Source organism: Bradyrhizobium sp. AUGA SZCCT0105 (genome assembly GCF_018129565.1).
In the GTDB taxonomy this organism is placed as follows: domain Bacteria; phylum Pseudomonadota; class Alphaproteobacteria; order Rhizobiales; family Xanthobacteraceae; genus Bradyrhizobium.
In genome coordinates this window covers 160,305-187,233 of the sequence record NZ_JAFCMK010000003.1, presented here as the reverse complement: position 1 = coordinate 187,233, position 26,929 = coordinate 160,305, and the positions used below count along the sequence as shown (strand labels likewise).

Here is a 26,929-nt window from a genome sequence, read left to right as displayed (position 1 = left end):
GAGGGGCGGTGATATCAAACCGTCGGTCCGGAAACCGTTCCCGCTAGATCTTGAACTTCAGCACCTCGTCCTTGAATTTGAGCCCATGCCCCGGCCGCTCCGGCGCGGTGATCATGCCATTGGCAATCTCCGGCGGATCGACCCAGAGGTCGTCGATCAGGGCCATGTTCTCGCACCAGATGCCGTTCGGGATCGAAGCCAAGAGGTGCACATTGAGTTCGGGGAACAGATGCGGCGCGATAGTGATGCCGAACGTGTCCGCAAGCGCCGCGATCTTGCGCAGGTCGGTCATGCCGCCGCGCATCGGGTCGGGCTGCAGGATCGGCAGGCAGGGATTGAGGAAGAACGGCCGCAGATCGTAGCGCGTGAAATGCGTCTCGCCGCCGACGACGCGCATGTCGAGCGCCGCCGCGATGCGCTGATAGCCGGCGAAATCATCGGCCGGCACCGGCTCCTCCAGCCAGTAGATATCGTATTTCTCGAACTTGCGGCCCATCTCGATGGCGACATCTGCGCTCCAGCCCATGTTGACATCGATCATGATGTCGATGTCGGGCCCGAGCGCCTCGCGCATGCGGCGCACATTGTCGAGGTCCTGCGCAGGCGTGTGAACATGCGCGACCTGCATCTTGATCGCCTTGTAGCCCTGCTTCACGAAATGCAGCGCCTTCTCGATCATCCCGTCACCGCCGGCGCCGCGGAAGCAGCCCGAACCATAGATCGGGATCTCCGAGCGATAGTGTCCCCACAGCCGGTGCAGCGGCAGGCCGGCGCGTTTTCCCACCGCATCCCACAGCGCGATGTCGAGCGCCGACATCGCCATCGCGGCGATGCCGCCGCGGCCATAGGTCATCGTCGCCGTCCACAGATCGCGCCAGATCGCCTCGATCGCGGTGGCATCCTTGTCGATCACGCGCGGGATGATGCACTCGTCGAGACAGGCCGCGATCGACTGCATCGCCGGGCGGAACACGAACAGATAGCCCATGCCGGTGATGCCGCCGGACGTCTCGACGTCGCAGATCAGGATGTCGCGCGTCGCGCCCAGCGCTGCGCCCTTCAGCCAGCGATCGTCGGCCCAGGGCAGCCGCAGCATTGTGACGCGGATGTCGCGGATGGTCATGTCCGGATTGGTTGAGGTCATCGGGCGTTTCCTTCCTTCCAGGCCGGATCATGTGGCCTGATCTCGGTCAGGGAAACTCAATCACAGAGCACTGCCGCCAATCCAGCGCGCTTCGTCATGCCTCCATTGCGCCAGGACCTTACGCCAAGACGCGATTGCCTTCAGGCGTTTTTGGGAAGCTCGAACACCATGCAGGTCGTGGTGGCGTGCGCGATCAGCTTGCCGTTCTGATCGGTGATGCGGCCTTCGGCGGTCGCGGCGCGCCGGCCGGCGTTGAGCACCCGGCCCTCGGTGCGGATCTTGCCGGTGTCCTGGCTCATGCCGCGGACGAAGGAGATCTTGAACTCCAGCGTGGTGTAGCCCGAACCCTTCGGCAATGTTGTCTGCACCGCGAGCGCCATGGCGGAATCGAGCAGGATCGCCACATAGCCGCCATGCACCGAGCCGATCGGGTTGTAGTGGCGCAGCCCGGGGATGCTGTGGATCACCACATGACCCGGCTCGGCGGTGCAGTCGAACGGCTCGACATTCTCCATGATCGGCGGCTCCGGCAGGGTGCGGGCGAAGATGCCGCGCACGAAGTCGAGCCCCGGCATCGACGCCATCAGCTCGATCGAGGTCACGCCATATGCGGGCTTTGGGGTGGCGCTATCGGTCATGTCGGGCAATCCTGCTGCTCGATGATCGTCATCATATGACGAGTAGCTTGGCAGAGACCGCTCACGCAAGGCGTGACAAAAGATCATGCCCGGACCAGGTGGTCCGGGCATCCAACTTTCTTTAAGGGATGGATTGCCGGGTCAAGCCCGGCAATGACGATCGAACTCTAGGCAGCGCTCTTCTTCTTCCGCATCAAATCGGCAAACCGCTGGAACAGATAGTGCGAGTCGCGCGGGCCGGGCGAGGCCTCGGGGTGGTACTGCACCGAGAACACCGGCTTGCCCTCGAGCGCGATGCCGCAATTGGAGCCGTCGAACAGCGAGATATGGGTCTGGGTCGCGCCTTTGGGCAGCGTCGCCTGGTCCACCGCGAAGCCGTGGTTCATCGAGGTGATCTCGACCTTGCCGGTGGTCTCGTCCTTGACCGGATGGTTGGCGCCGTGATGGCCCTGGTGCATCTTCATGGTCTTGGCGCCGACGGCGAGGCCGAGCATCTGATGGCCGAGGCAGATGCCGAAGGTCGGCGTCCCCGAAGCGATCACCTTCTGGATGACCGGCACGGCATATTTGCCGGTCGCGGCGGGATCGCCGGGGCCGTTCGACAGGAACACGCCGTCCGGCTTCATCGCCAGGATATCCTCGGCCGCCGTCGTCGCCGGCACCACGGTCACCTTGGCGCCGACACCGGCGAGCAGGCGCAGGATGTTGCGCTTGATGCCGTAGTCGATCGCAACCACGTTGAACTCCGGCGCGGTCTGCTGGCCAAAACCCTTGCCCCACTCCCAGGGGGTCTCATCCCAGGTGAAGCGCTGGCCGGAGGTGACCATCGGCACCAGGTCCATGCCCTCGAGGCCCGGCCATTCGCGGGCCTCTTCCTTCAGGCCGTGCAGGTCGAACTCGCCGTTCCTGGCGTGCGCGATCACGGCGTTGGGCATGCCCTTGGAGCGGATCAGCGCGGTCAGCGCCCTCGTGTCGATGCCGGAGAGGCCGATGATGCCGCGCGCCTTCAACCACTGATCGAGATGCTTGGTGGCGCGGTAGTTCGAGGGATCCGTGATCGCCGAGCGCAGGATCACGCCGCGCGCGCCGGGTGTCGCGGCCATGTTCACCGTCTCGATGTCTTCCTCATTGGTGCCGACATTGCCGATATGCGGGAAGGTGAAGGTGATGATCTGCCCGGCATAGGACGGATCGGTGAGGATCTCCTCATAGCCGGTCATCGCGGTGTTGAAGCAGACCTCGCCGACGGCGTGGCCTTCCGCGCCGAGACCGAAGCCTTCCAGCACGGTACCATCGGCGAGCACAAGGAGCGCGGTCGGTTTGTGGTCCGGCCAGGCGGGAGCGTTTTCGGGGGTTGTCATGAGCCCTTTAAATAGTCGCCGCACCCTGCGGCGTCAAAGCGAAAGGGCACGGATTCACACGGCAATACCCGCCGATTTGACAGGCCTGAACGGCCTTTTAATCTAAAGTTCCTTGAAGCGGCCGTTTGCTTGCCGAAAATGACCCGGTCCGGAGCTCCCGCATGGACAATACGATGCCGATCCTGCTCGTCCCGGGCCTCATCTGCTCACCGCGGATCTTTGCCCCGGTCATCCCGGCGCTGTGGCGGTGCGGGCCGGTCACGGTCGCCAACCATGTCAGGGACGACAATATGGGCGCGATCGCCCGCCGGATCCTGGCCGAGGCACCGCCGCGCTTTGCGCTCGCCGGGCATTCGATGGGCGGCTACATCGCCTTCGAGATCATGCGCCAGGCGCCCGAGCGGGTGGCGAAACTGGCGCTGATGAGCACCCAGGCGAGGGCTGACACGCCGGAAGCAACCGCACGCCGCCGCGGCATGATCGAGCGTGCCAAAACCGGTCAGTACCGGAGCGTGGTCGACGAGCTGTTTCCGGGCTTCGTGCATCCGTCGCGGCAGGGCGATGCAAACCTGCGCCGAATCGTCGAGGACATGAGCGAGGATGTCGGCGCGGAAGCCTTCATCCGCCAGCAGAACGCGGTGCTCAGCCGGCCGGATTCGCGGCCGAGCATGGCCTGGATCAAGTGCCCGACCCTGGTGCTGACGTCGGATACCGACAACACCGTTCCGAACTTATTGTCGGACGAGATGGCCAATGGCATTCCCGGGGCAAAGCTCGTGGTGCTCGCCAATTGCGGTCACCTGCCGCAGCTGGAACAGCCGCAGGCCTGCGCGGACGCGCTGGTTGAGTGGTTGCGGAACTAGGTTGTCCAGTCGCTGCAAACTGCCTACATGAGGGGATTGCTAGTTTAAGGACACCAGGATGCTGCGCGACGATATCAACACTGCGGTCAAGGAAGCGATGAAGGCTAAGGATGAGCGCAAGCTCTCCACGCTGCGCATGGTCAATTCGACCATCAAGAACGCGGACATCGACGCGCGCGGGCAGGGCAAGCCGCCACTGTCCGATGCCGACCTTCTGAGCGTCCTGCAGAAGATGATCAAGCAGCGCCAGGAATCGGTCGAGCTCTACGACAAGGGCGGCCGCGCCGAGCTCGCCGCCCAGGAGCGCGAGGAGATCGCCGTGATCTCCGCCTACCTGCCGAAGCAGATGTCCGATGACGACGTGAAGGCCGCGATCGCGGCTGTTATCGCCGAGACCAATGCGGCCGGCATCAAGGACATGGGCAAGGTGATCGGGGCGCTGAAGGCGAAATACGCCGGCCAGATGGATTTCGGCAAGGCCAGCGGCCTGGTGAAGGCGGCGCTCGCGGGATAGCGGCGGAGGCTTCCGATGTTTCGTGTCGCGGCGGACAGCCTGGAAGCCTACCTCGCCTTTGATCCCGGCCGGACCGCGGATCTCGAACAACTGCATGCGGTGATGCGAAAGGCCGCGCCTTCGCTCAAGCGGCACTTTCATGCGGGCACGCCGGCCGGTGAGGCCGGCATGCGCATGAACATGATCGGCTACGGTCAGTTTCGCTATGCGATCAAGTCCGGCAAGACGGCTGTCTGGCCGGTGATCGGGGTGGCGCTGCAGAAGAACTACATCAGCGTCTATGTCGCCGTGACCCGCGGCGGCAAGCCGCTGGTGTCCTGCTACGCCGGCAAGCTCGGCGAATTACGGGCGGGTGGCAACAATTTCAGTTTCGAGGCGTTTGTTGATCTGAAGGCGGCTGCCGTTGCGGCGCTGTTCGCCGAGGCCGCCGAGATCTTCAAGGCGGATCAGGAGAACCCGGTCCGCTACATGCAGGGAAGCTGAGATCGGCTTGCCGCAAAGGGGCACCAAGGCCCGGTGAAGGCGGCGCCCTCGAGGTGAGGTTCTGGAAAAACTGGAGACAGGCCATGGCCGATCAGCAAGCTCCTTCCGGTCCGGATCTGACACAAGGCGTCGCACTTCCCGAATTCTCGGGCACGATGTTGCTCGGCCATGTCGGCGACGAGGACGTGCTGCTGGTGCGTTCGGGGGCGGATATCTTCGCCATCGATGCGCATTGCAGCCATTACCACGGCCCGCTCGCTGAAGGCCTGGTGGAGGGCGAGACCATCCATTGCCCCTGGCATCACGCCTGCTTTGATGTTCGCACCGGTGAAGCGACCGAAGCACCCGCCTTCAACGCGCTCGCGGTCTGGAAGGTCGAGCATGAGGGCGATCGCATCATCGTGCGCGAGAAGCGCGAGCAGCCGAAACCCCGCGTCAAGGGACCGGTCGATGCGCCCGGTAGGATCGTGATCGTCGGTGGAGGCGCGGCGGGGTTTGCCGCCGCCGAGATGCTGCGACGGCAGGACTATCGCGGCAGCATCGTCATGCTGAGCGGCGAGGCTGCGCCGCCGGTGGATCGGCCGAACCTGTCGAAGGACTTCCTCGCCGGCAGCGCGCCGGAAGACTGGCTGCCGCTGAAGCCGGACAATTTCTACGCCGACGCGGCGATCGATCTCAGGCTCAGGACCGAGGTCCAGTCGATCGACGCCGGCCGCCGCAACGTCGTGCTCGCCGGCGGCGAAACAATTCCCTATGACGGGCTGCTGCTGGCGACCGGCGCGGAGCCGGTGCGGCTGCCGATCCCGGGCGCGGACCAGCCCCACGTTCATGTGTTGCGCACCCTCGACGATTGCCGGGCGATCATCGCCTCGGCCAGCGGAGCGCGCCGCGCGGTTGTGATCGGCGCAAGCTTCATCGGGCTCGAGGTTGCGGCCTCGTTGCGCGCGCGGGATATCGAAGTTCACGTGGTCGGGCTGGAACAGCGGCCGCTGGAGCGCGTGCTCGGGCCTGAGATGGGCGATTTCGTCCGCGCGCTGCACGAGGAGCATGGCGTCGTCTTCCACCTCGGCGACACCGTGACCGCGATCGACGGCAAGCGCGCGCGCCTGAAGAGCGGGCCGGTGCTCGATGCCGACCTCGTCGTGCTCGGTGTCGGCGTGAAGCCGCGGCTGGCGCTGGCGGAGGGAGCCGGGCTCGCGATCGATCGCGGCGTGACAGTGGACGCCTGTCTCGAGACCAGCGTCCCCGGCATCTACGCGGCCGGCGATATCGCGCGCTGGCCCGATCCGCATAGCGGCGAGAACATCCGGGTCGAGCACTGGGTGGTGGCTGAGCGCCAGGGCCAGACCGCCGCGCGGAATATGCTTGGGCAGCGCGAGGTGTTCGATGCGGTGCCGTTCTTCTGGAGCCAGCATTACGACGTGCCGATCAACTATGTCGGCCACGCCGAGCAGTGGGACGAGATCGCGGTGAACGGCAGCATCGCCGGCAGGGATTGCATGCTCCGCTACAAGCGCGGCGGGCGCGTGCTCGCGGTCGCGTCGATCTATCGCGACCGCGAAAGCCTTGAGGCCGAGATCACAATGGAGCGGGCGGCAGCCTGACCGCTTTCCCCGCAAGGAGGGGTTTGTGGTCCGACGGCGATGGTCTACTCTGTAGCCATGCTTCAGGAAGCCAAAACCTACGACGAGCTCTATCGCAACTTCCGCTGGGATGTCCCCGCGCGCTTCAACATGGCGACCGCCTGCTGCGACCGCCATGCCGACGGCACGGGCCGGCTTGCGCTGATCTATGTTGACGAGGATGGCGGCACCACGCGCACCTCGTTCGATGAGGTCGCGGACGCCTCGCGCCGCTTCGCCAATGTCCTGAACGCCGACGGCCTGGTGCGCGGCGACCGCGTCGCGGTGTTCCTGTCGCAATCGCTCGAATTGCCGGTCGCGCATCTTGCGGCGTTCCGCGCGGCGCTGATCTCGATCCCGCTGTTTGCGCTGTTCGGCGAGGATGCGCTCGAATTCCGCCTGTCGAACTCGGCGGCGAAGGCCGTCCTCACCGATGAGGCCGGCTGGGAGAAGATCGCAAAGATCCGCGATCGCCTGCCCGAGCTGAAGAGCGTCTACATCGTCGGCGATAAGACGCCGGCCGGTACGAAGTCATTCTGGAACGCGATCAAGTCGGCATCACCGGAATTTGCCACCGTCGACACCTCGGCCGACGATCCCGCATTGATCATCTACACGTCCGGCACCACGGGCAATCCGAAGGGCGCGCTGCATGCGCACCGCGTCGTGCTCGGCCATCTGCCCAATGTCGAGATGTGCCACAACTTCCTCCCCAAGCCCGGCGACCTGATGTGGACGCCGGCCGACTGGGCGTGGATCGGCGGCCTGATCAACGGCCTGTTCGCGTTCTGGTACCATGGCATTCCGATGGTCGGTCACCGCGCCCGCAAGTTCGAGCCGCAGGCCGCGATGCAGATGATGGCCGAGCTCGGCATCCGCAACGTGTTCCTGCCGCCGACCGCGCTGAAGCTGATGCGGCAGGCCAATGTGAAAAATTCCGGCGTCAGGCTGCGCAGCATCTTCACCGGCGGCGAGTCGCTCGGCGGCGAGCTTCTGGGCTGGGTGCGCGAGACCTTCGGCATCGATGCCCATGAGGTGTTCGGGCAGACCGAATGCAATCTCGTGATCGGCAGCAACTCCAACCTGTTTCCGATCCGGCCGGGCTCGATGGGCCGCGCCACGCCGGGCTTCGACGTCCGCATCGTCAACGACAGGGGCGAGGAGCTGCCGCGGGGACAGCGCGGCATCATCGGTGTGCGCCAGCCTTGCCCCTGCACCATGATCGAGTACTGGCGCAATCCGGAAGCGACAGCGAAGAAGTATGCCGGCGAATTCCTGCTGACCGGCGATCTCGGCGTGCAGGATGAGGACGGCTATTTCTGGTACGTCAGCCGCGAGGACGACGTCATCACCACGGCCGGCTATCGCGTCGGCCCGTCCGAGATCGAGCACACGCTGATGAAGCATCCGGCGGTCGCGATGTCGGCGGTGGTCGGCATTCCCGATCCGATCCGCACCGAATCGATCAAGGCCTGGATTGTGCTGCGGCCCGGCCATGCGCCGAGCGATGCGCTGGCGCGCGAGATCCAGGAATTCGTCAAGGTCCAGCTCGCCGCCCACGAATATCCGCGCTTCGTGCAGTTCGCCGACAGCCTGCCGATGACCGCGACGGGCAAGGTGCTGCGGCGGGAGTTGCGGGCGCTGGGGTAGGCCGCGACACAATATTGATCGGCGTCAATGCAGTTCTCGCCGTCGCCTGCATCGATGCCCGCTCAATCATTCGCGGCAAGGCTGATGTCGATATCTGGCAAGCTCGATCCGGTGGTGCGCAAGATCCGCGTGGCTGACATCGCGGAGGCGCTCGGGCAGGGGCTGCGCGATTTCCAGGCCGTGCCGCTCTACGGACTGATGTTCGGTGCGATCTACATGATTGGAGGCAACGCGATCCTGCTGTGCCTGACCGCGCTCGGCATGGTCTATCTGGCCTATCCGCTCGCGGCGGGGTTTGCGCTGATCGGCCCGTTCGTTGCGATCGGTCTGTACGAGATCAGCAGGCGCCGCGAAACGGGCGAGCCGATTTCGCTCAGCGTGATCTGGTCGAAGCTGCGCTCGCGTGGCGAAATCGGCTGGATGGCGTTCGTCACGCTGTTTGTGTTCGTGATCTGGATGTATCAGGTGAGGCTGTTGCTCGCGCTCCTGCTCGGGCTCAACGTTTCCTTTTCCAGCTTCCGCGAATTCCTGACGGTGGTGCTCACCACCAATGAGGGCCTGTTGTTCCTTGTCATCGGCAATGCCGACGGGGCGGCGCTGTCGCTGATCCTGTTCTCGCTGACCGTAATATCGTTCCCGCTGCTGCTGGATCGCGAAGTCGATTTCGTGACCGCGATGATCACGAGCGTGCGTGCGGTCGTGACGAGCCCGCTGCCCATGATTGGGTGGGCGGCGGTGATCGTCGTGCTGCTGATCGTCTCGGCGATTCCGTATTTCCTGGGCCTGCTCGTGACGATTCCGGTGCTCGGGCACACCACATGGCATCTCTACCGCCGCGTCGTCGTTCCCATAGGTTCCTTTGCCGACCCGATCCTGCGGCGGGAGTGAGTTACGACGGCATCGGAACCCCCAGTTCCTTCAGCGCGGCCAGCATGCGCTGCGGCGGCTGCATCGGGATCACCATGGCCTTGCCGGTCTCCACGAGGCTCTTCAGGCTGGAGAGGATCGCCGGCCAGCCGGTGCGGCCGCCGGACAGGATGTCGTCGCTGATCGGGCGGTCATGCGATTGCAGCAAGGTCAGCTTCACGCCGTCGCCGGCTGGCTCGATCTCGTAGGTGACGAGCGTCGGCCCGAGTTTTTCGACGAGCAGCGGCCAGTTGACGTTGAAGGTGACGGTCAGCCGCTTCAGCGGATCGCACTCGATCACCTCGCCGGAGATATGCAGCGCGCCGTCGGGCGTGCGCACGATGTAGGCGCCGCCGACCCGAAGATCGACCTCGACCGCGTTGCCGGAGAAATATTGCCGGCTCAACTCGGCCTGGGTCAATGCCTGCCATACCTTCTCGGGTGTGGCTGCGATGTAGATCGCATAGACGATCGCCGGCTTGAATTTCCCGATGTTCATGTCTGTACGCACCCGTCGATAGATTTTCATCGTCATTCGAAGCCGTCGATCCCGAGCGCGGCAGGCGGGATTGTGACCGCCTTGCCGGTCTCGAGCAGGCTCTTGAGCGCGGACAGGATCGCCGGCCAGCCCCTGGAAATGCCGTCGAGCAGCTTGCTGCCGGCGCCGAAGCCCTCATGGGTCACGGTCAGCTTTACGATCTTGCCATGGGGTTCGAGCGTGAAGACCACTTTGGTCGCCGGCTCCTTGCGCATGTCCTCGTCGAGCACGTGCTTGAAGGTGTAGGCGAGACGCCGCGGCGGATCGGCCTCGAGGATCTCGCCGGTGTCGGTGGTCTTGCCGTCCATCACCAGCGCGAGCGGCGAGCCGACCTTCCAGTCCGATTTCAGCTCGGTGTCGAACCAGTACTGCCGCGTGAATCTGCTGTTGGTCAGCGCGTCCCACAATCTGTCCGGCGTGGTTTCGATATAGGTGACGTAGACGAATTCGGGCTTAGGCATGGTAGGCCTCCCTGGCGCCGCTCGTGAGCAGGTCGGCCGGCAATTCGCGTCCGGTCTCCAGGAAGCTCTTCAGGCTTGCAATCACCATCGGCCAGCCGCCTGAGATGTCGCGCAGCGTCTTCGGACCGAGATTGTCGTGCGTCACGGTCAGCTTGACCACGCTGCCGTGCGGCTCGATGTCGAAGGTCACGCGCGAGGCCTGTTCGCGTGCGGCGCCCTCCTTCACCACGTCCCAGCTATAGGCGAGCTTGTTCGGCGGATCGGCGATCAGCACCTCGCCCTGCACGGCGCGGCGGCTATCCTTGGTTAGATGGTAGAGCGAGCCGACTTTCCAGTCCGAGCTGACCCGATAGCCGAACCAGAACTGTTCGGTGAAGTCGCTCGATGTCAGCGCGTGCCACAGCTTCTCGGCGGTGGTCTCGATATAGGTGACGTAGACGTAATCCGACTTACTCATCACGCTTCTCCAATTGCCGTTTCAATTCGCTGAGCGCGGCGAGCTTCCCGCGCTCGAACTTCCTGATCCACCGCTCGCCGATCTGATGGATCGGAACCGGGTTGAGGTAGTGCAGCTTCTCGCGGCCATGCCTGATCGTGGTGACGAGGTTGGCCTCCTCGAGAATCACAAGGTGCTTGGTGACGGCCTGACGCGTCATGTCGAGGCCGTCGCAGAGCTCGCCGAGCGTCTGCCCGTTCTGATCGTGAAGTCGGTCAAGCAGCGTCCGCCGTGAGGCATCCGCGAGGGCTTTGAAGACTTCGTCCATGGGTCAGATAATAGGCAACCAAATGGTTGCATGTCAAGAGCGTGTGTTTGGGCGTTGGTATCGCCGTGCTAGCGTTCCGCGCAGCCAACGCAGATTGGCGTGGAACTCGGGGTGATGCGCATGGGTGGTCGCGTTACGGCAGTTTGCTGCACGTCTCTTCTTGTCCTGCTCGCGAATGCTGCGAGCGCCCAGCAGAAGATCGGCGACCCGCCCGAAGCCTCCAACATGCGGCTGGTTGGAACCAGCGACCTGCAGGCACGCGGCGCCTATCAGCCGACCATCCATCGCCAGGGCGACAGATGGATCGCCTATATCGGCCATCACGGCGGCACCGACGACGTTCCCGATCCAATCAATCCGATGACCGGCAAGGCCGAGCCGAACGGCACCTCGATCGTCGACGTCACCGATCCTGCGCATCCGAAATATCTGCGGCACATTCCGGGACAGGAAGGCAAATACGAATCCGGCGGCGCGCAGATGGTGCGGATCTGCGACGGCAAGGATCTGCCGAAGGGTGATCGCAGCGCGGTCTACATGCTGCGCACCTTCGGCAGCGAGGCGCATGAGATCTGGAACGTCGCCGATCCCGCCAATCCCGTGCTCGTCACCCGGATCGGAGGGCTCAAGGACACGCACAAGAATTTCTGGGAATGCGAGACAGGCATCGCGTTCCTGGTGTCGGGCGCGCCGGACTGGCGTACCCGGCGCATGACGCAAATCTACGACCTCTCCGATCCCGCGCAGCCAAAGAAGATCAGGGATTTCGGCCTGCCGGGGCAGGAGCCGGGCGCGACCGGCGCGGTGCCGACCGAACTGCACGGGCCGATCTCGACCGGGCCGCAGGGCAATCGCGTCTATTTCGGCTACGGCACCGACAAGGGCGGCTTCCTGCAGATCGTCGATCGCGAGAAGCTGTTGAACGGGCCGAAGCAGCCGACGCTGGACAATCTGAAATTCCCGGAGATCGCGCGGATGCCGCTGTCGGCGTTGAACGGCGCGCACACGGTGTTTCCGATGCCGGACATGCCGATCGCGGAATTCGCCCATGACAAGGACGGCAAGAGCCGCGACATCGTGATGATCGTCGATGAGGCGATCCAGAACGAGTGCGGCGAGGCGCGGCAGATGGTGTGGTTCGCCGACGTCACCACGGAAGCGCGGCCGATGATGATCTCGAGCTACACCGTGCCCGAGGCCTCCGGCGCATTCTGCGAGCGCGGCGGCCGGTTCGGTTCGCATTCTTCGAACGAGAGCATGGCGCCGGTCTATTACAAGAAGCTGGCCTTCATCGCCTTCTTCAACGCCGGCGTCCGCGCGCTCGATATCCACGATCCTTATCATCCGAGGGAAGTTGGATACTTCATTCCGGCCATCACAGCGGCGACCGACAAGCGCTGCGTCACGATCGACGGCAAGGACCGCTGCAAGGTCGCGATCCAGACCAACAATGTCGAGACGGACGAGCGCGGCTATATCTACGCGGTCGACCGCGCCAACACCGGCCTGCACATTCTCGAACTGACCGGCGCGGCGCGGGCCGTCGCCGGTCTGCCGTGAGCGGGCGATGATACGCTCGTGGCCGGTCATCGCGGCGATGTTCCTGGCGCTCGGCGGCCTGTCGGCCGTGGCCGGCTACGAGATGGCGCCGCCGCACCCCGCGCAATGGCGCGAGATCGCCTGGCCGTTTCCGCGTGACGGCTGGCCCGCTGGCCGCGCCTTTCGGTGCGGCGCGGCCGAGTGCGGCACTGAGGTCGAGGTCTATCTCCGGCCGAAGCTCGGCTTCTGCAACTGCGACAGCGGCGTCGCCGATGACGACGAGGTCGATCGCGTTTCCGATGTCGACATGATCAGCCCGCTCTTTGTGCCGCTGAAGGCCGGCGATGTCGTCGATGTCGCCGATATGCCCGGACGGATCAGGGCGTATGATATCGAGATGCTCGAGGGGAAGCGTACCGCGATCGGCATCGCGGCCTCGCATCGCTGCGATCTCATGGCGGTGGCGGCGCAGGGCGGGGGAGATACGGCGCGCGTACAGGGCGCGACGTTAAAGTTTCTGGAGTCGCGAGAGATCAGAGCGTGGATGATTGGGGCCATGGAGGGGCGTTGAGTTAGAACTGGCTCTTCACCTCTCCCCGCCTGCGGGGAGAGGTCGGATCGCGCTTGCGATCCGGGTGAGGGGGTACAGGTCTAACGACTCGCACCGCCTGGCGGAGAGAGCCCCTCACCCCGACCCTCTCCCCGCAAGAGCGGGGCGAGGGAGCAGACCGCTTCCATGTTCGGCTCTTGCATGCATAATGACGCAAGCAACAAACGGGCCCCCAATGTCCCTGCAAGCCTATTTCGCCTTCGTCGCCGCCTGCATTGCGCTGGCGCTGTTGCCCGGTCCGATCGTCACGATGGTGATCGCCAACGGGCTGCGCTACGGCACGCGCGCCGCGCTCACCAATGTGCTGGGCGCGCAGGTCGGGCTCGCGATCGTGATCGGCATCGTCGCGGTCGGGCTGACCTCGCTGATGGCGACGATGGGCTACTGGTTCGACTGGGTGCGCTTTGCCGGCGCCGCCTATCTGGTCTGGCTCGGCATCAAGCTGATCCGTTCGCCGGTCGAGGGCGTCGGCACCGACGATCGGCCGCCGCCGCCACGCGGCGGCTTCTTCCTGCAGGGCTTTCTGGTGCTGCTCTCGAACCCGAAGGTCTTGGTGTTCTTCGGCGCCTTCATCCCGCAGTTCATGGACATGGACAAGCCGCACATTCCGCAGGTGGCGCTGCTCGGCGTCACCTTCATGGCGACCGCCGTGCTGACCGACGCCGCCTACGCCCTGGCGGCCGGCCGCGCCCGAAAGTTCTTCTCCAAGGAGCGGACGCGGCTGATGTCGCGGATATCCGGCGGCTTCATGATCGGCGGCGGCATCTGGCTGGCGCTCACCCGCGCGCGCTGAGCCCGCGCGCTACGCCACAATTCGCTCGATCACGTCGCGCACCAGGCCCGTCAGCAGATCGAGCTTGTATCCCGTCATCGTCAGCGGCTTGGCGCCCGCTGTTGCCAGTTCGGCGGCTTGCGCCGCACTGGCTGCGTTGGCCGGCTTTCCCTGCAGCGCCGCAGCGCTTGCCGCAAGACGCACCGGGACCGGGGCGATGCCGCCGGCGGTGATGTGGACCTGCTGGAATGCGCCGCCGGATATCACGGCCCGCACGCAGATCTCGACCAGCGGCCATTCCGCATATGAGCGGCTGATCGCGCGCTTGTAGAGCGCGCGCTCGCCGGCGAGCGGAGCAGGGAGCTCGATCCGCTCGATCCGTTCGCCCGGTGCGAGCAGATTGTCGGCCGCCCCGTTGCTGCCGTCGCCGAGCAGGTCGGTGATCGACAATCCGCTGCGCCGGTCGGTGACGATCTTCGCGTCATAGGCCAGCAGCGCCATCGCCATGGTCGATGGATGCGGCGCCACGCAAGGGCCGAGATCGAACGCGACGTGATAGAGATGGTTGCCCGCTCGCGCCGGACAGCCGGAGCCGCCCTTCTTGAGACAGGCGATCTGCGGATTGCGGAAGTACCAGCAGCGTGAGCGCTGGGCGAGGTTGCCGCCGAGCGTCGCCATGTGCCGGATCTGCGGCGTGGCAAGACCCTGCGCGGCCGCGGCGATGCCGGGATAGGCCTGCGCGAGCCGCGCGTCGGATGCGATCGCCGCGATCGCGGTCAGCGCGCCGATGCGCGCCGCGCCGTCCGCACCCCATGCGATACCGATCGTGTCGGGGCTGGCGGTGAGATCGATGATCGTTCCGCACGACAGGCCGCTGCGGCGGCGCTCCGACAGATCAGTGCCGGCGGCGCGGAATTCGGGCGCGGATATTACTTCTGCGCTTGCGACGCTCATGCGGCATCCCTCCCTTTCAGTGCGGCGACGATGCGGTCGGGCCGGATCGGAATCTCGGTGAGGCGGACGCCGATCGCGTCGTGGATCGCGTTGGCGACCGCGGCCGAGGTCGGCACCGTCGACGCCTCACCGATGCCGACGCTGTTGCCGAGCACATGGTCGAAGCCGGCTTCGTCGAAATGGACGTCGATCTCGGGCGTGTCGGCGATACCAGGGATGCGATAGTCCTCCATCCCCGCGGTCAGCACGTCGCCGCTGGTCGGATCAAGCTCGCGCGCTTCGTAGAGTGCGTAACCGAGCCCCTGGATCACCGCGCCGCAGGCCTGGCTGCGCGCCAGCGCGGGCGCTGCGATCTTGCCGACCGCGATGCCGGTATGCACGTTGAGCACGCGGACATGGCCGAGCCAGGTGTCGACCTCCACCTCGATCACCTGCACCGAGCTCGGCACACCGGCGCCGACCGCGATGTTCGAGAAGCGGCGCATCATCCAACCGAACACCATGCCCATCAGGCCGACTTCGCGCAGCGGCGAGCGGATGCCGGGCGCCGTGTTCTTGCCGTCCTCGCCGCGCGTCTCCGTCACGGCGATGTCGGGCGAGCGCGCGATCAGCTCGCGCCAGGGCGCGTTCGAGCCAGGCACGGGCTTTCGTGTCGCCTGCTCGAGGATCGCGGCCTTCAGTTTCCGCACCGCCTGCAGCGTCGGCGGCATCACCGAGGCGGTGACGCGGCTGCCGCCGGAGCCCGGCCCTTCGGGCAGCGATGAATCGCCGATCCGCACGTCGATGTCAGCCGGTTCGAGATCGAACTCGCGCGCGATCGTGTCGGCAAGCACGCTGCGGGTGCCGGTGCCGATGTCCTGCGTCGCGGTGCTGGCGACAATCCGGCCGGCCTTGACCGCGACCTCGACCTTCACGTTGGGCTGCCAGAGATAGAGCCAGTAGCCGGTCGCCATCCCGATGCCACGGCGATAGCGTCCGTTCTGCGCGGGCTTCCGGTTGCGCCAGATCTCGAGCCCGGATGCCCAGTCGTAGAGTCGCTGGCGGTTGGGATCGGGATCCCAGCGCTTGCGCAGGGCGATCGGGTCGACGTTGAGCCGCAGCGCGGCCTCGTCGATCGCCTGCTCCACCGCGAATGCCATCGGCGGGCCGCCGGGGCCGCGGAAGGCCGCGCCGGGCGGCAGATTGCTGATGACGTCGAAATCCGAAAGGTCCTTCGCCTCGGCCGGATAGATCAGCCGCGCCAGGCCCGCGATCGTCGAATTGGTCGCAGCGCCCGTATCGGCATGCGCGGTGACCGAGAGGGCCTTCAGGCCGCCCTGCTCGGACGGGAGCAGCGCGACCTTCAGCTCCGCGGCCGGACGATAGCCGGCGACGGAGAGCTCTTCCTGCCGATCGTAGGCGACTCTAACAGGCGCCTTCGCTTCGCGCGCCAGCTCGATGGCGGCGATCGTCTCCACGCCGAGGCTCGCCTTCGATCCGAAGCCGCCGCCGACGTGATCGGCGATCACGCGGACCTTGTCGTGATCGAGCTTGTAGCGCTTTGCGATCTGCTCCTTCAGATGAAACACCTGCTGGGTCGAGGCGTGCAGGGTCAGGCGGTCGCCGTCGAAGCGCGCCACCGCGGCATGCGGCTCGAGGCATGCATGCTGCTGCGTGGCAGTGCGGAAGGTCGCTTCGACGAGCAGGCGGTTATTGGCCTGGCGCGCCTCCTCGACCCAGTTGCGGGCCTTCTTGGCGCGCGTCGAGAACACCGCGGTCGGCCCGCGGATGTTCTGCTTCCATGGCGCCGGCCCGCCGGCCGCCTCCGAGACGTTGCCGGCCCGCTTGCGGCTCGCTTTGTCGAACACCACAGGCGCGCCGTCCTTGCGCCCGGCGTCGAGCCCGACCACAGCGGGCAGCCGTTCGCTGGTCAGCTTGATCGCAGCGAGCGCGGCCAGCGCGGTCTTGCGGTCCCGCGCTGCGACCGCCGCAATCGGCTCGCCGACATAGCGCACGATGCGATCGTCGCCGATCAGCGATACCGCGGCGACGCCGGCGATCGCGCGCGCCGGAGCCAGATCGAGCGCGGTGATGCGGGCATGCGCCTCGCGCGAGCGCAGGATCAGGCCTTCGAGCTGGCCGTCATGATTGATGTCGACGGTGTACTTTGCCGCGCCCGTCACCTTGTCGCGCGCCTCGATGCGGGGCGCCGTGACATTGTCGCCGTCGAAACGGCCGGCGCAGGCATCCGCCACCGCACGGAAGATCCCGTCATAGGCGCCGCAACGGCAGAGATGGCCCGACAGCGCCGCGCCGATCTCCTCGCGTGACGGCACAGCCGTTCCCTTGGTCGCGCGCCAGCGGTCGCAGAACGCGGTCGCCTCCACGATGAAGCCCGGCGTGCAGAAGCCGCACTGCAGGGCATCATGCGCCATGAACGCCTTCTGCACCGGATGCAGCCCGGCGGCGCCGATGGCCTCCACCGTCGTCACCGCTTTGCCGGCCGCGGCGTGCGCCGGCATCAGGCAGCTTGCCACCGGCGCGCCATCGACCAGCACCGTGCAGGCGCCGCAGACACCGGCGCCGCAGACGAGCTTGGTGCCGGTGAGTTTGAGCTGGTCGCGCACGATGTCGATCAAGAGCGAATCGGGATCATCGGGCAGCGATTCAACGCGGCCGTTGATGGTCGTCGTGCTCATGGACATCCTCCTGTCTTGCGGCGTGTCGGCTTTGCCCTGATCGCCGCCTTCCTGACGGGCGGCTTCCCGGATTTCGGCAAAGATCTTGGCAAGGATTTCGGCACCGCGCCCGCGCAGAGCGTTCGTACCATCATGGCCATGTCCTTCAGGAACGCATCCGCCGGCTGCATCGCCGGATACTGCGACTTCGATGCGTACACCGACATTTCGACCAGCCGAGCGAATTCGGCCGGCGAGAGCTCCTGCGGCAGCGCAAGCTGACGCTTGCGCACGGTCCGCGAGATGGTGGCCACCATGCGCTCCGCATAGCGTGCGGCATAGGTCTGGTAGAGGTCGCGCGCGTGCACGAGATGCTCCGAATACAATTCCTCGAGATGCGGCGAGCCGTCCAGCGACGCGATCATGGTCGACATCCGCGCGGTCATGCCTGCGGCAAGGATGTCGCCGAGACTGCCGCCCGCCGTCTCTGTCTCGGCAACGGCAACCTCCTCGGCCGCGATCGCGGACTCGTGCACGCGCTCGATCACGGCGCGGAACAGCGCTTCCTTGGATTCGAAATGATGATAGAGCGCCTGCCGCGTCAGGCCGGCCGCTTCGGCGACCTGCTCGATCGAGGAGCGGCGAAAGCCGTGCCGGCGGAAAACCAGCATGGTGGCGTCGAGAATGCGGGTTTTCGGTCCCATTTGACGATTTTGACAAATATAGGAGAACTGTCAAATCGCGATTTGGTGAGGGCGGCGCGGCCGCCTGGCGGCCGTCCCGAGCCTGTGTGAGCCGCATCACTGATCGTCGCGCGCCGGCTGCGTAAAGTTTCGTCGTGCAAGGGCGAGCCCGATCGCCCGGAGCTTGCGAGGATACGGACATGACGCAGGTCTATTTCCACTGCTCGAACACGCGCGGCGTGTTGATGGATCGCCGCGGCACCTCGGTGACGAGCCTCGCCGAGGCCTGCGAGGCGGCGACCCGCATGATGCGCTCGCTGGTCGCAACGGTCAGTCTGGAAGACTGGCGCGACTGGGCCGTGCATGTCAGCGACGAGGACGGCGAGGAGATCGTCATCCTGCCCTTCGCATTCGTTCTCGGCAAACCGCACTGAGAGCGAGCCATGCTGTCGCTGCAGTCATCATTGACGTCTCTGCGCCGCGGCCTGAACGCGATCACGACCGGCTGGCAGAACTTGATCGAGCGTATGCGCGATCCCTACCGGCCCGAGCTGCACTACATGCGCGGGCCGGGCCCCAGATGGCGTGCGAAGCATCCCGTCCGCGCGGCGTCGGCCGGTTGAACGCCGCGATCCAATTTAGAACGATCCCAGGAAATCGCGCTGACAGCCGGGACGCATCGTCGCAGGTCCCGGACGCGCTCGTTGCGAGAGCGCAACACGATCAACGATAAGTCCAACACTGGACGGGTTCTAATCGCCGCGCGACGGCGTGCACCTTTCATCGTGTTAGTGACGACAAGAATGGAGACTGGAATAGGTAGCGAAGTTGACTGCGACGACCAAATCCCTGCGGCGATGGGGCGCCGTCCACAAATGGACCAGCCTGATCTGCACCTTGTTCATGCTGCTGTTGTGCATCACCGGCCTGCCGCTGATCTTCCATGACGAGATCGACGATCTCCTGCACAGCCAGGTCAAGCCGGCCGAGGCGGCGGCGGGCACGCCGCCGGCCAATCTGGATCATCTGCTCGCCAACGCGCTCGCGCAGGCGCCGGGCAAGGTGCCCCATTTCCTGATCTGGGATCGCGACGAGCCCGGCGCGATCTGGGTCAGCGTCGGCCCGACGATCGACGCCGATCCGACCAACAACCTCCTGGTCCGGATGGACACGCATACCGGCGCCTATCTCGATTCCCCCGACGTGACCGGCCGCTTCACCTACATCATGCTGAAGCTGCACACCGACATGTTCGCGGGCCTGCCCGGAAAACTGTTCCTTGGATTGATGGGGATCCTGTTCTGCGTCGCGATCATTTCCGGTATCGTCGTCTACGCGCCGTCGATGCGAAAGCTGCGCTTCGGCGCCTACCGCGCGCAGCGGAGGCGCGTCGTGCGCTGGCTCGACATCCATAATCTCGCCGGCATCCTGCTGGTCGCCTGGACGCTGGTCGTCGGCTTCACCGGGGTCATCAACACCTGGGCCGACCTCGTGCTCAAGATGTGGCAGTTCGGCCAGCTCGCTGAAATGACCGCGCAGTATCGCGACCGTCCGGTGCCGTCGAAGCTGACCTCGCTGAATGGGGCCGTCGAGGTTGCCAGGCATGCGGTGCCGGGAATGACGCCGAGCTTCGTCGCGTTCCCGGGAACCCTGTTCAGCAGCAAGAGCCACTACGCGGTGTTCCTGCACGGCGATACGCCACTGACCTCGCGGCTGCTAAAGCCCGCGCTGATCGATGCGGAAACCGGTGATCTGACCGACAGCCGCGACATGCCCTGGTATGTGTCGACGCTTTACGTCTCACAGCCGCTGCATTTCGGCGACTACGGCGGCATGCCGCTCAAGATCGTCTGGGCGCTGCTCGACATCCTCACCATCTTCATCCTCGTCACCGGCGTGTATCTGTGGCTGCGCCGGCGCAAGGCCGGCGTGAGCCAGGACCGCGCCATCGCCAACGCCGCCTCCATCGATCACCCCGCGTTCACGTCGTGACATCAGCATGGTCGCACATCGTTCGTTGAGCCAGATCTTCGCGGCTCCGCTCATCATTGCGATCGTGAGCACGGTGGGATTGATCAGCGCGCTGGTCGGCGACGGCTGGTGGGATGCCGTCTCCTGGGTGGCGCTCGGCCTGCCTGTGCTGCTCTATCTGCTGTTCATCTGGCGGCGCCGGCCGAATTGATCGGAATATGCGCATCCCTGCGGTGTCTCAACCGCGGAGATGCGCGGCAAGTCGACCAGGAAATCGAGCAGGCAATCGCCGCCACGCAAATGCCTAGCGTGCGGCATCGCGCCGGTGCGAGCACCGCAGATCATCTGCCACGGCTGCGTCGGCTCGGCGACGGCGATCGAGGTCGTTCGCAAATCCAGAGTCGCGCCAGCGCCGGTCAAGAAGCGCGAGGCGGCATCGATCCGACGCTCGCCGAAGAAGCGGCGGCTTCGTCCCCGCCGTCCGAGCGACTAGGGCGAGAAGCGCGGGCGGCCTTCGCGATCAACTACGACGAAAACCCCGGCCGAGACGTTCGACCAGCGTGACCAGCATTACAATTGTAGCGGGTGCAATCCTGGTAAATGCCCCGACACTCGGAGGATGGTATTTGCTTCAAAGACAGGCAGTCGCGATATCGCGCACGACAGGTATTTGTGCATTGCCGTTTAGCGGTCTGCGCCGCAGCGAAGGTGAGTGAGGTGAGATCGGCGTCGCGCGCGTTGAGTGTTCTCGTACTCGATGACAGAAACACTGCGAAGAGTACACAGACGAAGGCAACCGACCGCTTGGTACATTTCATGGCCCAGCACCCTTTAGGTCGAAAAACACAGGAGTTTGGAGTGACGCCGCAGTTCGTCATTGAAGTACAGGCTTCATTCATCCGCAACAGCTTCTAACGGTATCTCACCCGGTCTGCTGTAGCGGCGGTTGCATCCACTTGCCTTCCGTTGCTGCTTCTTTCGGCCAGTAGAGACGCATTATCATGGAGAAGGGCCCCTTTGGCGCGGGCAGCCAGTTGGCTTCCTTGTCCTTGCCGGGGGATTGGTTTTGGACAATCAGCGTCAACCCGCCATCGGCGTCGCGTTTGAGCTGCGGCAGCATCGGTGAATTAATCAGATAGCGATTGAGCGGATTGGCGACGAGCAGGCTCTGAGGTTCATCATACATCGTCAGCGACCAAAACGCGTTGACGGGTGGCAACTGGCCCGGCGCAAAGCGCAAGGTGTAACGATTGGCACCGTTCAGCTTCTGCTTCGCTGCATCCACGTAATAGGTCGGATACATCGCCTCCTGCTTCGAATTGCCGTAGATGCCGAGTGCGGCCGCCCCCATGCGGTAGAGATAATTCCCTTTCAGATACTGCCGCGTACCGAAGACATCGCCGGAGGACACCTTCCCTTCCTCAACATCTTGCTTCAGGCCAGCGAGGGCAGCCCAGGCGTCGGCCATGCCCTGCTCGATGGCCGTCTTGATCTCGGGCGAGAGCTTGCTCGCGTCAAAGGTCTTGCCCGCGCCGACGCCGATCTTGGCGAAGCGCGCCATGAGTTCCTCCTCGGACGGGACCGTCGGGCAGAACTGCAGGACGAAGTTCAGGATATTGAAGAACTTTGGCGAGGTCTTCTCTTCTGCGGGCGTGAGCGGCTTGATGAAATCAATTGCCGGCGCCGCCTTGGGTGCCGGTTGCCCGAGAAACGCGGAGAGCGTCTGTACCTTGTAGCCGGCCTGGACCTTCTTCACGTTCTCGATATCGGCCGGATCGAAGAGCTGTGTGCGATACGTTGGGAACGCCAGTTCGGTCTCGCAGTGAAAGACCTTCTCGACGCCCTTGGGCGCATCACCCTTCCATCCCGGTCCTGCGAGCAGGAAGCTGCCGCCTCCGTTGCCGCTCGTTCGGGTTCCGATGTAGTCGAAGTTGAAGGTGTAGTAATCGATGAGCTGGACGCTGAAATAGCGCTCCTTTCCCATCGCCGGCACGGTAAGTACGAGAGGTTCGGAACGCAGGTCCGCGCCGACAAAGGAGTAAGGCGTGTCCGAGTTGGGTGTCTGGATCGCCGTGTCAGCGGGCGTGAAGACACGAGCGCTGTTCCAGATCTGATTCCAGGGCCCCTTGTATTCCGGGGTCGTCTTATCGACCCAATAGGCATGCTGGATTCGGTAGTTGTCAACGATCGGGAAGCCGTAAACGTAGGCTTCCTTGGCAATGGCACGCGCCTCCGCAGGATTGACGCTAACTTGTGCGTTGGCTGCCGTGAAGTGGACCACCGGGAGCACGGCAACCGCGCCCATAAAGCCTCTTCGAGTAATGGCTTTCATGTCTGCCCCCTCCATCTCGCTGTTCGGCGCTGGATGCGCCTAGTTGGCTGCCACCGCGATTGCCGGCGGCTTCCAGGTGCCGTTACCGGGAGGCAGAACCGACGGGGCTTCGGTCTTCGGCCAGTACAGGCGCATGACAAGATAGATGTCCCCGTTCGGCGCGGGTAGCCAATTGGATTCCTTGTCGGCGCCGGGCGATTTGTTCTGGATGTATAGCGTCAACGAACCGTCGGCATTCTTCTTCATGCCCGGCAGCATCGGCGAATTGATCAGGTACCGGTTGATCGGATTCTCGATCAGCAATTGCGTCTTGCCGTCGTACATGGTCACCGACCAGAAGGCGTCCACTGGCGGCAACTGCCCGGCGGGGAAAGTGAGTGTGTATTGGTGCTTTGATCCGTCGAGGACCTCGCCGTCAGCAAGCGTCTTCGCCATTGGATAGACGGCCTCGGCCGCGTCGTTGCCATAGATGCCGCCCTTGGCGGCGGCAGCGCGTTTCAGCCAGTCGCCGCTGTAGAATTGTCTGTCTCCGAACAGCGACCCGATTTTCCATCCGTTGACGTCCTTCTCACCGCTGGCGAGATACTTCTCGACCCTCTCTTCGCCGTCCTTCATCCCTAGTCCGATTTCGATCTTGTGGGTCAGCGGAAGGTCCTTGAAGTCAAAGGTCTTGCCGGCCCCGACCCCAATGCGCGCGAGCTTGGCGCGGATTTCTTTTTCTTCCGGTCCCGCCGGCGCGAATTGGAGAGCAAAGTCGAGATACTCAAAGAAATTTTTCTTCACCATCTCCTTGTCGATCTTGGGAAAGTCCACTGCGGCTGCGGCGACCGTAGCCGGTTGCTTCAAATAGGCCGACAGCCGCTGCACCTTGTAGCCGGCCTGGACCTTCTCGACATTCGGCATGTCTGCAGCATTGAAAAGCTGCGTACGGTAGGCAGCGGCAGAAAACTGCGTCGTGGACCGGAATACCTTCTTGATACCGGGGGGCGTTGCACCCTGCCAGTCTGGTCCAACAACCATGTAGTCACCGGCCTCGCTGCCGGTCGCGCGGCTGCCGATATATCCGTAATTGAACGTGTTGCCGTCGCACAGCATCACTGAATAATAGCGCGTCGTCTCGACGGCCGGGACGGACAACACGATCGGCTCGGCACGCAAATCCATGAATAACAAGGAATACGGCGTATCGCTATTGGGAGTGACGACCGCCGTGTCCTTGTATGTATAGACACGCGCCTCGTTTTTGATCTGATTGAACGGCGCCTTGTATTGCCCCGAGTTCTTGTCGACGGAATACTCGTACATCACCGCGTAGTTCATCACGATGGGTAGCCCGTAGATGAAACCTTCCTCGGCGATGGCCTTGGCCTCACGGATGTCAGGCCATTGCGCCAGCGACACGTTCGGCGTCAATGTGCATATCGAGCCCGTCAGGGCGGCCACCAACACTCTCAGGGCGCGGGCGAATTTGTTCATGAACTCCCTCCCTTGTTATCCGACGTTGCCATGTGACCAAGGATCGGCGTGAACGATAGCGATCACTCCCAGAAAAGCAGCTTCTATTGATTATCGATCGTCCGAACGCTTGGCTGCCAACGTGATACGCAGCCGCCAAAAACCAGGGGCAGTTTGCCGCTTTGGAGCTTCAGGTTACATCGGAGTTTTAGGTTACATCGCGGTACACGCCTCTACAAGGGGTTGCGGCGGGCTCCGGTTGCGGCAGCGTATCTGAAACGGGTCAAAGGCCGTCGATGGCGGCCGAGCCGAGTAGCATCCGCTTCACCCTCAGAAGCGGGCCTTTATGAATACACACCCTAGCTGCCCGTTCGACGCCTAGATCAGCGCTTCCGCACGCAACGTCGTCTCGATCTCGCCGAGAATGCGCGCCAGCCGTTCGGCCCATGCGGTCTCTCCGGCCTGGTCGGAGATCAGGTCCTGGCGGATCTCGATGCCGGAATTCATCAGGCCGCGCTTCTCGCCATGCACGGGGATCGTGTAGTCGGTCTCGTCGCTGACTGCATAGGGCTCGTTGTCGCCGACCACGAGATCGCCCTCGCTGCGCAGATGCTTCAGCAGCAGCGGCGGCAGCGCCTTGTCGCGGTGATAGAGCGTGCCGATGTGCCAGGGACGTGCGATGCCGGCGTAGACCGGTGTGAAGCTGTGCAGCGACACCAGCACCGTCGGAATGCCCTGACGCGCACGTTCGTCGATGATCTCGTCGATGCGCTTGTGATAGGGATCGAAGATCTGCGCGCGGCGCATCTCGGCGGCTTCGCGCGACAGGCCTTCATTGCCAGGAACGGTGGTGGCTTCGCTGATCAGCGGGACCGCGCTTGCGACATGCGGCGGACGATTGCAGTCGATCACGAGCCGCGAGTAGCGCTGCGCGATCAGGTGAGCGCCAAGCAGGTCGGAGAGCTGGGTCGCAACGCCGGCGATGCCGATATCCCAGGCGATGTGCCGGACGAGCTCGCTTTCAGGCAGGCCGAGGTCGCCGAGCGGGGAGGGAATCAGCCTGCCATAATGATCGCAAGTCAGAAGGAACGGCGAGCGGCCGCCAGGATTATGTTCAAGAACCGGTGAAACATCGGTGTTTGTCAGCAGAAAGAACGGGCCACCGGCGTGATTCACGGGCTTTTTCCTCAACTTTGCCTATTCAAGGGGCATGCTGGTTTGGAATCGAGCAGCATTCTCTATAGATTTAGCGGCCCAAATCACGATGATTGTTTGAAGATGCCGCTCCTGACTATCCATCACAAGACCGTTTATCGCTATGCGCGCCCGGTGGCGTTCGGCGAACACCGCATCATGCTGCGCCCGCGCGACGGCCACGATCTGCGCGTGCTCGACAGCGCACTTGTGATCGACCCGCAACCGATGTCGCTGCGCTGGATCCACGACGTGTTCGGCAACAGCGTCGCGATCGCCACCTTCGACGAGCGCGCCGACACGCTGTCGTTTGTCTCGACCGCGACGGTAGATCACAATCCGGCCGACAGGTTCGCGCTGACACCGGACGACGCCGCCTACTTCTATCCGTTCCTCTACGACGATGAGGAATTCCCCGACCTGCAGCAGTTCATCACGCCGCAATATGGCGACCCCAACGGCGAGCTGTCGGCCTGGGCGCGGCGCTTCCTCGATGTCGAGGCGCCGACCCTGACGTTCAAGATTTTGAGCGACATGACGCATGGCATTCGCGAGGCGTTCAGCTATCGCAAGCGCTACGAGCAGGGCACCCAGCATCCGCTCGATACGCTGCGGACGAAGTCCGGCACCTGCCGCGACTATGCGCTGTTCATGATCGAGGCGCTGCGCCGGCTCGGCATCGCCGCGCGGTTCGTCTCCGGCTATCTCGCAATGCCCCCGGGCAGCGCGCATGGCTATGTCGGCGGCGGCTCGACCCACGCCTGGGTGCAGGTCTATCTGCCGAGCGCCGGCTGGATCGAGTTCGATCCGACCAACGGCATCGTCGGCACGCGCGACCTGATCCGCGTCGCGGTGGCGCGCGATCCGCGCCAGGCGGTGCCGCTGCATGGCGTCTATCTCGGCGCCGCGGATGCCTTTCTCGGCCTGGACGTCGACATCAAGGTCGTCTCGGTCGGTGAGAATGCGGCGGAGCGGGAGACGGCCTGACGATGCAGATCAAGGTCGGCTTCGAGATCACGTACACGGCTCCGCAGCCGACCCCGATGGTGATCATGCTGTCGATCCATCCATCGCGCTACGCCGACATCGTCGGCACCGAGAGCATTGCGACAGAGCCGGATGTCCCGATCGGTCTCTATCGCGACGGCTTCGGCAATGTCTGCGGCCGGCTGGTCGCCCCTGGCGGTGGCGTCACCTTCCGCGGCAGCGCGCTGGTGCGGGATTCCGGGCTGGCTGACATCGTCAATCCGGCGGCACAGCAGGTTCCGATCGAGCAATTGCCTGACGACATGCTGCTCTATCTGATGCCGAGCCGCTATTGCGAGACCGACAAGCTGACCGATGTCGCCTGGTCGCTGTTCGGCAACACGCCGCAGGGCTGGGCGCGGGTGCAGGCGATCACCGATTTCGTGCACCACCATGTGACGTTCGGCTACGAGCACGCCCATCACATGAAGTCGGCGCATGACGTCTACGAAGGCCGCGCCGGCGTCTGCCGCGACTTCGCGCATCTGGCGCTCACCTTCTGCCGCTGCATGGGCATTCCGGCGCGCTACTGCACCGGTTATCTCGGCGACATCGGCGTGCCGCCTGATCCGGCGCCGATGGATTTTTCCGGCTGGTTCGAGGTCTATCTGTCCGGCCAGTGGTACACTTTCGATGCCCGCCACAACACGCCGCGGATCGGCCGCATCCTGATGGCGACCGGCCGCGACGCCGCCGACGTCGCGCTCACCACGAGCTTCGGCCGCATGACGCTGACGAAGTTCGTCGTGGTGACCGACGAGGTGGTGGCCTAGCGTCCCTCGGGTTTTTCTG

Annotated in this window: 28 protein-coding genes; 15 read left to right on the top strand and 13 right to left on the bottom strand. The window is 64.4% G+C overall.

From position 1 onward, the window contains the following. Window positions 1-43: 43 nt before the first annotated feature. From JQ573_RS16700 to carA, 3 genes are all read right to left on the bottom strand, one after another. On the bottom strand, window positions 44-1,144 hold the full coding sequence (locus tag JQ573_RS16700; protein WP_212313355.1) for a mandelate racemase/muconate lactonizing enzyme family protein: 1,101 nt from the start codon (window positions 1,142-1,144) through the stop codon (window positions 44-46). A 140-nt stretch (window positions 1,145-1,284) separates the two neighbouring features. Continuing rightward, entirely contained in the window at window positions 1,285-1,782 is a 498-nt protein-coding gene (locus tag JQ573_RS16695) for a PaaI family thioesterase (RefSeq protein ID WP_212313353.1), read from the bottom strand. A gap of 167 nt (window positions 1,783-1,949) precedes the next feature. Beyond that, window positions 1,950-3,143 carry a glutamine-hydrolyzing carbamoyl-phosphate synthase small subunit gene (carA, locus tag JQ573_RS16690; RefSeq protein ID WP_212313351.1) on the bottom strand — a complete coding sequence of 398 codons (1,194 nt, stop codon included), beginning with the start codon at window positions 3,141-3,143 and terminating at the stop codon, window positions 1,950-1,952. 161 nt (window positions 3,144-3,304) lie between these two features. Here carA and JQ573_RS16685 point away from each other — a divergent pair, with 161 nt between their 5' ends. From JQ573_RS16685 to JQ573_RS16660, 6 genes are all read left to right on the top strand, one after another. Beyond that, window positions 3,305-4,006: an alpha/beta fold hydrolase gene (locus JQ573_RS16685; protein WP_212313349.1), complete on the top strand. Its 702-nt coding sequence runs from the start codon at window positions 3,305-3,307 to the stop codon at window positions 4,004-4,006. A gap of 58 nt (window positions 4,007-4,064) precedes the next feature. Continuing rightward, on the top strand, window positions 4,065-4,520 hold the full coding sequence (locus tag JQ573_RS16680) for a GatB/YqeY domain-containing protein (RefSeq protein WP_092124143.1): 456 nt from the start codon (window positions 4,065-4,067) through the stop codon (window positions 4,518-4,520). A 15-nt stretch (window positions 4,521-4,535) separates the two neighbouring features. Beyond that, entirely contained in the window at window positions 4,536-5,003 is a 468-nt protein-coding gene (locus tag JQ573_RS16675; protein ID WP_212313347.1) for a hypothetical protein, read from the top strand. Window positions 5,004-5,086: 83 nt separating this feature from the next. Further along, window positions 5,087-6,607 (top strand): FAD-dependent oxidoreductase, encoded by a 1,521-nt coding sequence (locus JQ573_RS16670; RefSeq protein ID WP_212313345.1) that lies wholly within the window; start codon window positions 5,087-5,089, stop codon window positions 6,605-6,607. Window positions 6,608-6,664: 57 nt separating this feature from the next. After that, window positions 6,665-8,275 carry an acyl-CoA synthetase gene (locus tag JQ573_RS16665; protein WP_212314307.1) on the top strand — a complete coding sequence of 537 codons (1,611 nt, stop codon included), beginning with the start codon at window positions 6,665-6,667 and terminating at the stop codon, window positions 8,273-8,275. A gap of 84 nt (window positions 8,276-8,359) precedes the next feature. After that, window positions 8,360-9,163: a DUF2189 domain-containing protein gene (locus tag JQ573_RS16660; protein WP_212313337.1), complete on the top strand. Its 804-nt coding sequence runs from the start codon at window positions 8,360-8,362 to the stop codon at window positions 9,161-9,163. 1 nt (window position 9,164) lies between these two features. On the opposite strand, the gene JQ573_RS16655 is transcribed toward JQ573_RS16660, so the two are convergent. From JQ573_RS16655 to JQ573_RS16640, 4 genes are read right to left on the bottom strand one after another with little or no spacing between them, the layout of a single operon-like run. Further along, complete coding sequence (locus JQ573_RS16655) at window positions 9,165-9,680, bottom strand: SRPBCC family protein (RefSeq protein WP_212313335.1); 516 nt, start codon at window positions 9,678-9,680, stop codon at window positions 9,165-9,167. Between the two features lie 32 nt (window positions 9,681-9,712). Beyond that, window positions 9,713-10,180, bottom strand: coding sequence for an SRPBCC family protein (locus tag JQ573_RS16650; protein WP_212313333.1), 468 nt, complete (start codon window positions 10,178-10,180; stop codon window positions 9,713-9,715). Further along, window positions 10,173-10,637, bottom strand: coding sequence for an SRPBCC family protein (locus JQ573_RS16645; protein WP_212313332.1), 465 nt, complete (start codon window positions 10,635-10,637; stop codon window positions 10,173-10,175). The genes JQ573_RS16650 and JQ573_RS16645 overlap by 8 nt, the downstream gene beginning before the upstream one ends. After that, window positions 10,630-10,944 carry a helix-turn-helix transcriptional regulator gene (locus JQ573_RS16640; RefSeq protein ID WP_028333124.1) on the bottom strand — a complete coding sequence of 105 codons (315 nt, stop codon included), beginning with the start codon at window positions 10,942-10,944 and terminating at the stop codon, window positions 10,630-10,632. The genes JQ573_RS16645 and JQ573_RS16640 overlap by 8 nt, the downstream gene beginning before the upstream one ends. A gap of 120 nt (window positions 10,945-11,064) precedes the next feature. On the opposite strand from JQ573_RS16640, the gene JQ573_RS16635 reads away from it, so the two are divergent. From JQ573_RS16635 to JQ573_RS16625, 3 genes are all read left to right on the top strand, one after another. Continuing rightward, window positions 11,065-12,504, top strand: coding sequence for an LVIVD repeat-containing protein (locus tag JQ573_RS16635; RefSeq protein WP_212313330.1), 1,440 nt, complete (start codon window positions 11,065-11,067; stop codon window positions 12,502-12,504). Between the two features lie 7 nt (window positions 12,505-12,511). After that, a complete protein-coding gene (locus tag JQ573_RS16630; protein ID WP_212313328.1) occupies window positions 12,512-13,054 on the top strand; it encodes a hypothetical protein in 543 nt (180 codons plus the stop codon). Between the two features lie 214 nt (window positions 13,055-13,268). Continuing rightward, on the top strand, window positions 13,269-13,886 hold the full coding sequence (locus tag JQ573_RS16625; RefSeq protein WP_092126760.1) for a LysE family translocator: 618 nt from the start codon (window positions 13,269-13,271) through the stop codon (window positions 13,884-13,886). Between the two features lie 9 nt (window positions 13,887-13,895). On the opposite strand, the gene JQ573_RS16620 is transcribed toward JQ573_RS16625, so the two are convergent. From JQ573_RS16620 to JQ573_RS16610, 3 genes are read right to left on the bottom strand one after another with little or no spacing between them, the layout of a single operon-like run. Further along, complete coding sequence (locus JQ573_RS16620) at window positions 13,896-14,819, bottom strand: xanthine dehydrogenase family protein subunit M (RefSeq protein WP_212313325.1); 924 nt, start codon at window positions 14,817-14,819, stop codon at window positions 13,896-13,898. After that, complete coding sequence (locus tag JQ573_RS16615; RefSeq protein WP_212313323.1) at window positions 14,816-17,497, bottom strand: molybdopterin-dependent oxidoreductase; 2,682 nt, start codon at window positions 17,495-17,497, stop codon at window positions 14,816-14,818. The genes JQ573_RS16620 and JQ573_RS16615 overlap by 4 nt, the downstream gene beginning before the upstream one ends. Further along, entirely contained in the window at window positions 17,494-18,180 is a 687-nt protein-coding gene (locus tag JQ573_RS16610) for a TetR/AcrR family transcriptional regulator (protein WP_212313321.1), read from the bottom strand. Before JQ573_RS16610 ends, JQ573_RS16615 begins: the two co-directional genes overlap by 4 nt. A 179-nt stretch (window positions 18,181-18,359) precedes the next feature. Between JQ573_RS16610 and JQ573_RS16605 the strand changes: the two genes are divergently transcribed. From JQ573_RS16605 to JQ573_RS16590, 4 genes are all read left to right on the top strand, one after another. Continuing rightward, on the top strand, window positions 18,360-18,593 hold the full coding sequence (locus JQ573_RS16605; protein ID WP_097671814.1) for a DUF6894 family protein: 234 nt from the start codon (window positions 18,360-18,362) through the stop codon (window positions 18,591-18,593). 9 nt (window positions 18,594-18,602) lie between these two features. Beyond that, on the top strand, window positions 18,603-18,782 hold the full coding sequence (locus JQ573_RS16600) for a hypothetical protein (RefSeq protein WP_212313319.1): 180 nt from the start codon (window positions 18,603-18,605) through the stop codon (window positions 18,780-18,782). 280 nt (window positions 18,783-19,062) lie between these two features. After that, entirely contained in the window at window positions 19,063-20,151 is a 1,089-nt protein-coding gene (locus JQ573_RS16595) for a PepSY domain-containing protein (protein WP_249131956.1), read from the top strand. Window positions 20,152-20,158: 7 nt separating this feature from the next. Further along, complete coding sequence (locus JQ573_RS16590) at window positions 20,159-20,341, top strand: hypothetical protein (protein WP_212313315.1); 183 nt, start codon at window positions 20,159-20,161, stop codon at window positions 20,339-20,341. A gap of 711 nt (window positions 20,342-21,052) precedes the next feature. Here the strand turns inward: JQ573_RS16590 and JQ573_RS16585 are convergent. The 3 genes from JQ573_RS16585 to JQ573_RS16575 all read right to left on the bottom strand — a co-directional run bounded on the left by JQ573_RS16585 (window position 21,053) and on the right by JQ573_RS16575 (window position 25,093). After that, window positions 21,053-22,477: a DUF1254 domain-containing protein gene (locus tag JQ573_RS16585; protein WP_409334647.1), complete on the bottom strand. Its 1,425-nt coding sequence runs from the start codon at window positions 22,475-22,477 to the stop codon at window positions 21,053-21,055. A 24-nt stretch (window positions 22,478-22,501) separates the two neighbouring features. Next, window positions 22,502-23,938, bottom strand: a complete 1,437-nt coding sequence (locus tag JQ573_RS16580; protein ID WP_212313311.1) for a DUF1254 domain-containing protein — start codon at window positions 23,936-23,938, stop codon at window positions 22,502-22,504. Between the two features lie 357 nt (window positions 23,939-24,295). After that, window positions 24,296-25,093, bottom strand: coding sequence for an N-formylglutamate amidohydrolase (locus tag JQ573_RS16575; RefSeq protein WP_212313309.1), 798 nt, complete (start codon window positions 25,091-25,093; stop codon window positions 24,296-24,298). Between the two features lie 102 nt (window positions 25,094-25,195). Here JQ573_RS16575 and JQ573_RS16570 point away from each other — a divergent pair, with 102 nt between their 5' ends. Both JQ573_RS16570 and JQ573_RS16565 read left to right on the top strand, forming a co-directional pair. Next, entirely contained in the window at window positions 25,196-26,098 is a 903-nt protein-coding gene (locus JQ573_RS16570; RefSeq protein WP_212313307.1) for a transglutaminase family protein, read from the top strand. 2 nt (window positions 26,099-26,100) lie between these two features. Next, window positions 26,101-26,910: a transglutaminase family protein gene (locus tag JQ573_RS16565; protein WP_212313305.1), complete on the top strand. Its 810-nt coding sequence runs from the start codon at window positions 26,101-26,103 to the stop codon at window positions 26,908-26,910. Window positions 26,911-26,929: the final 19 nt, after the last annotated feature.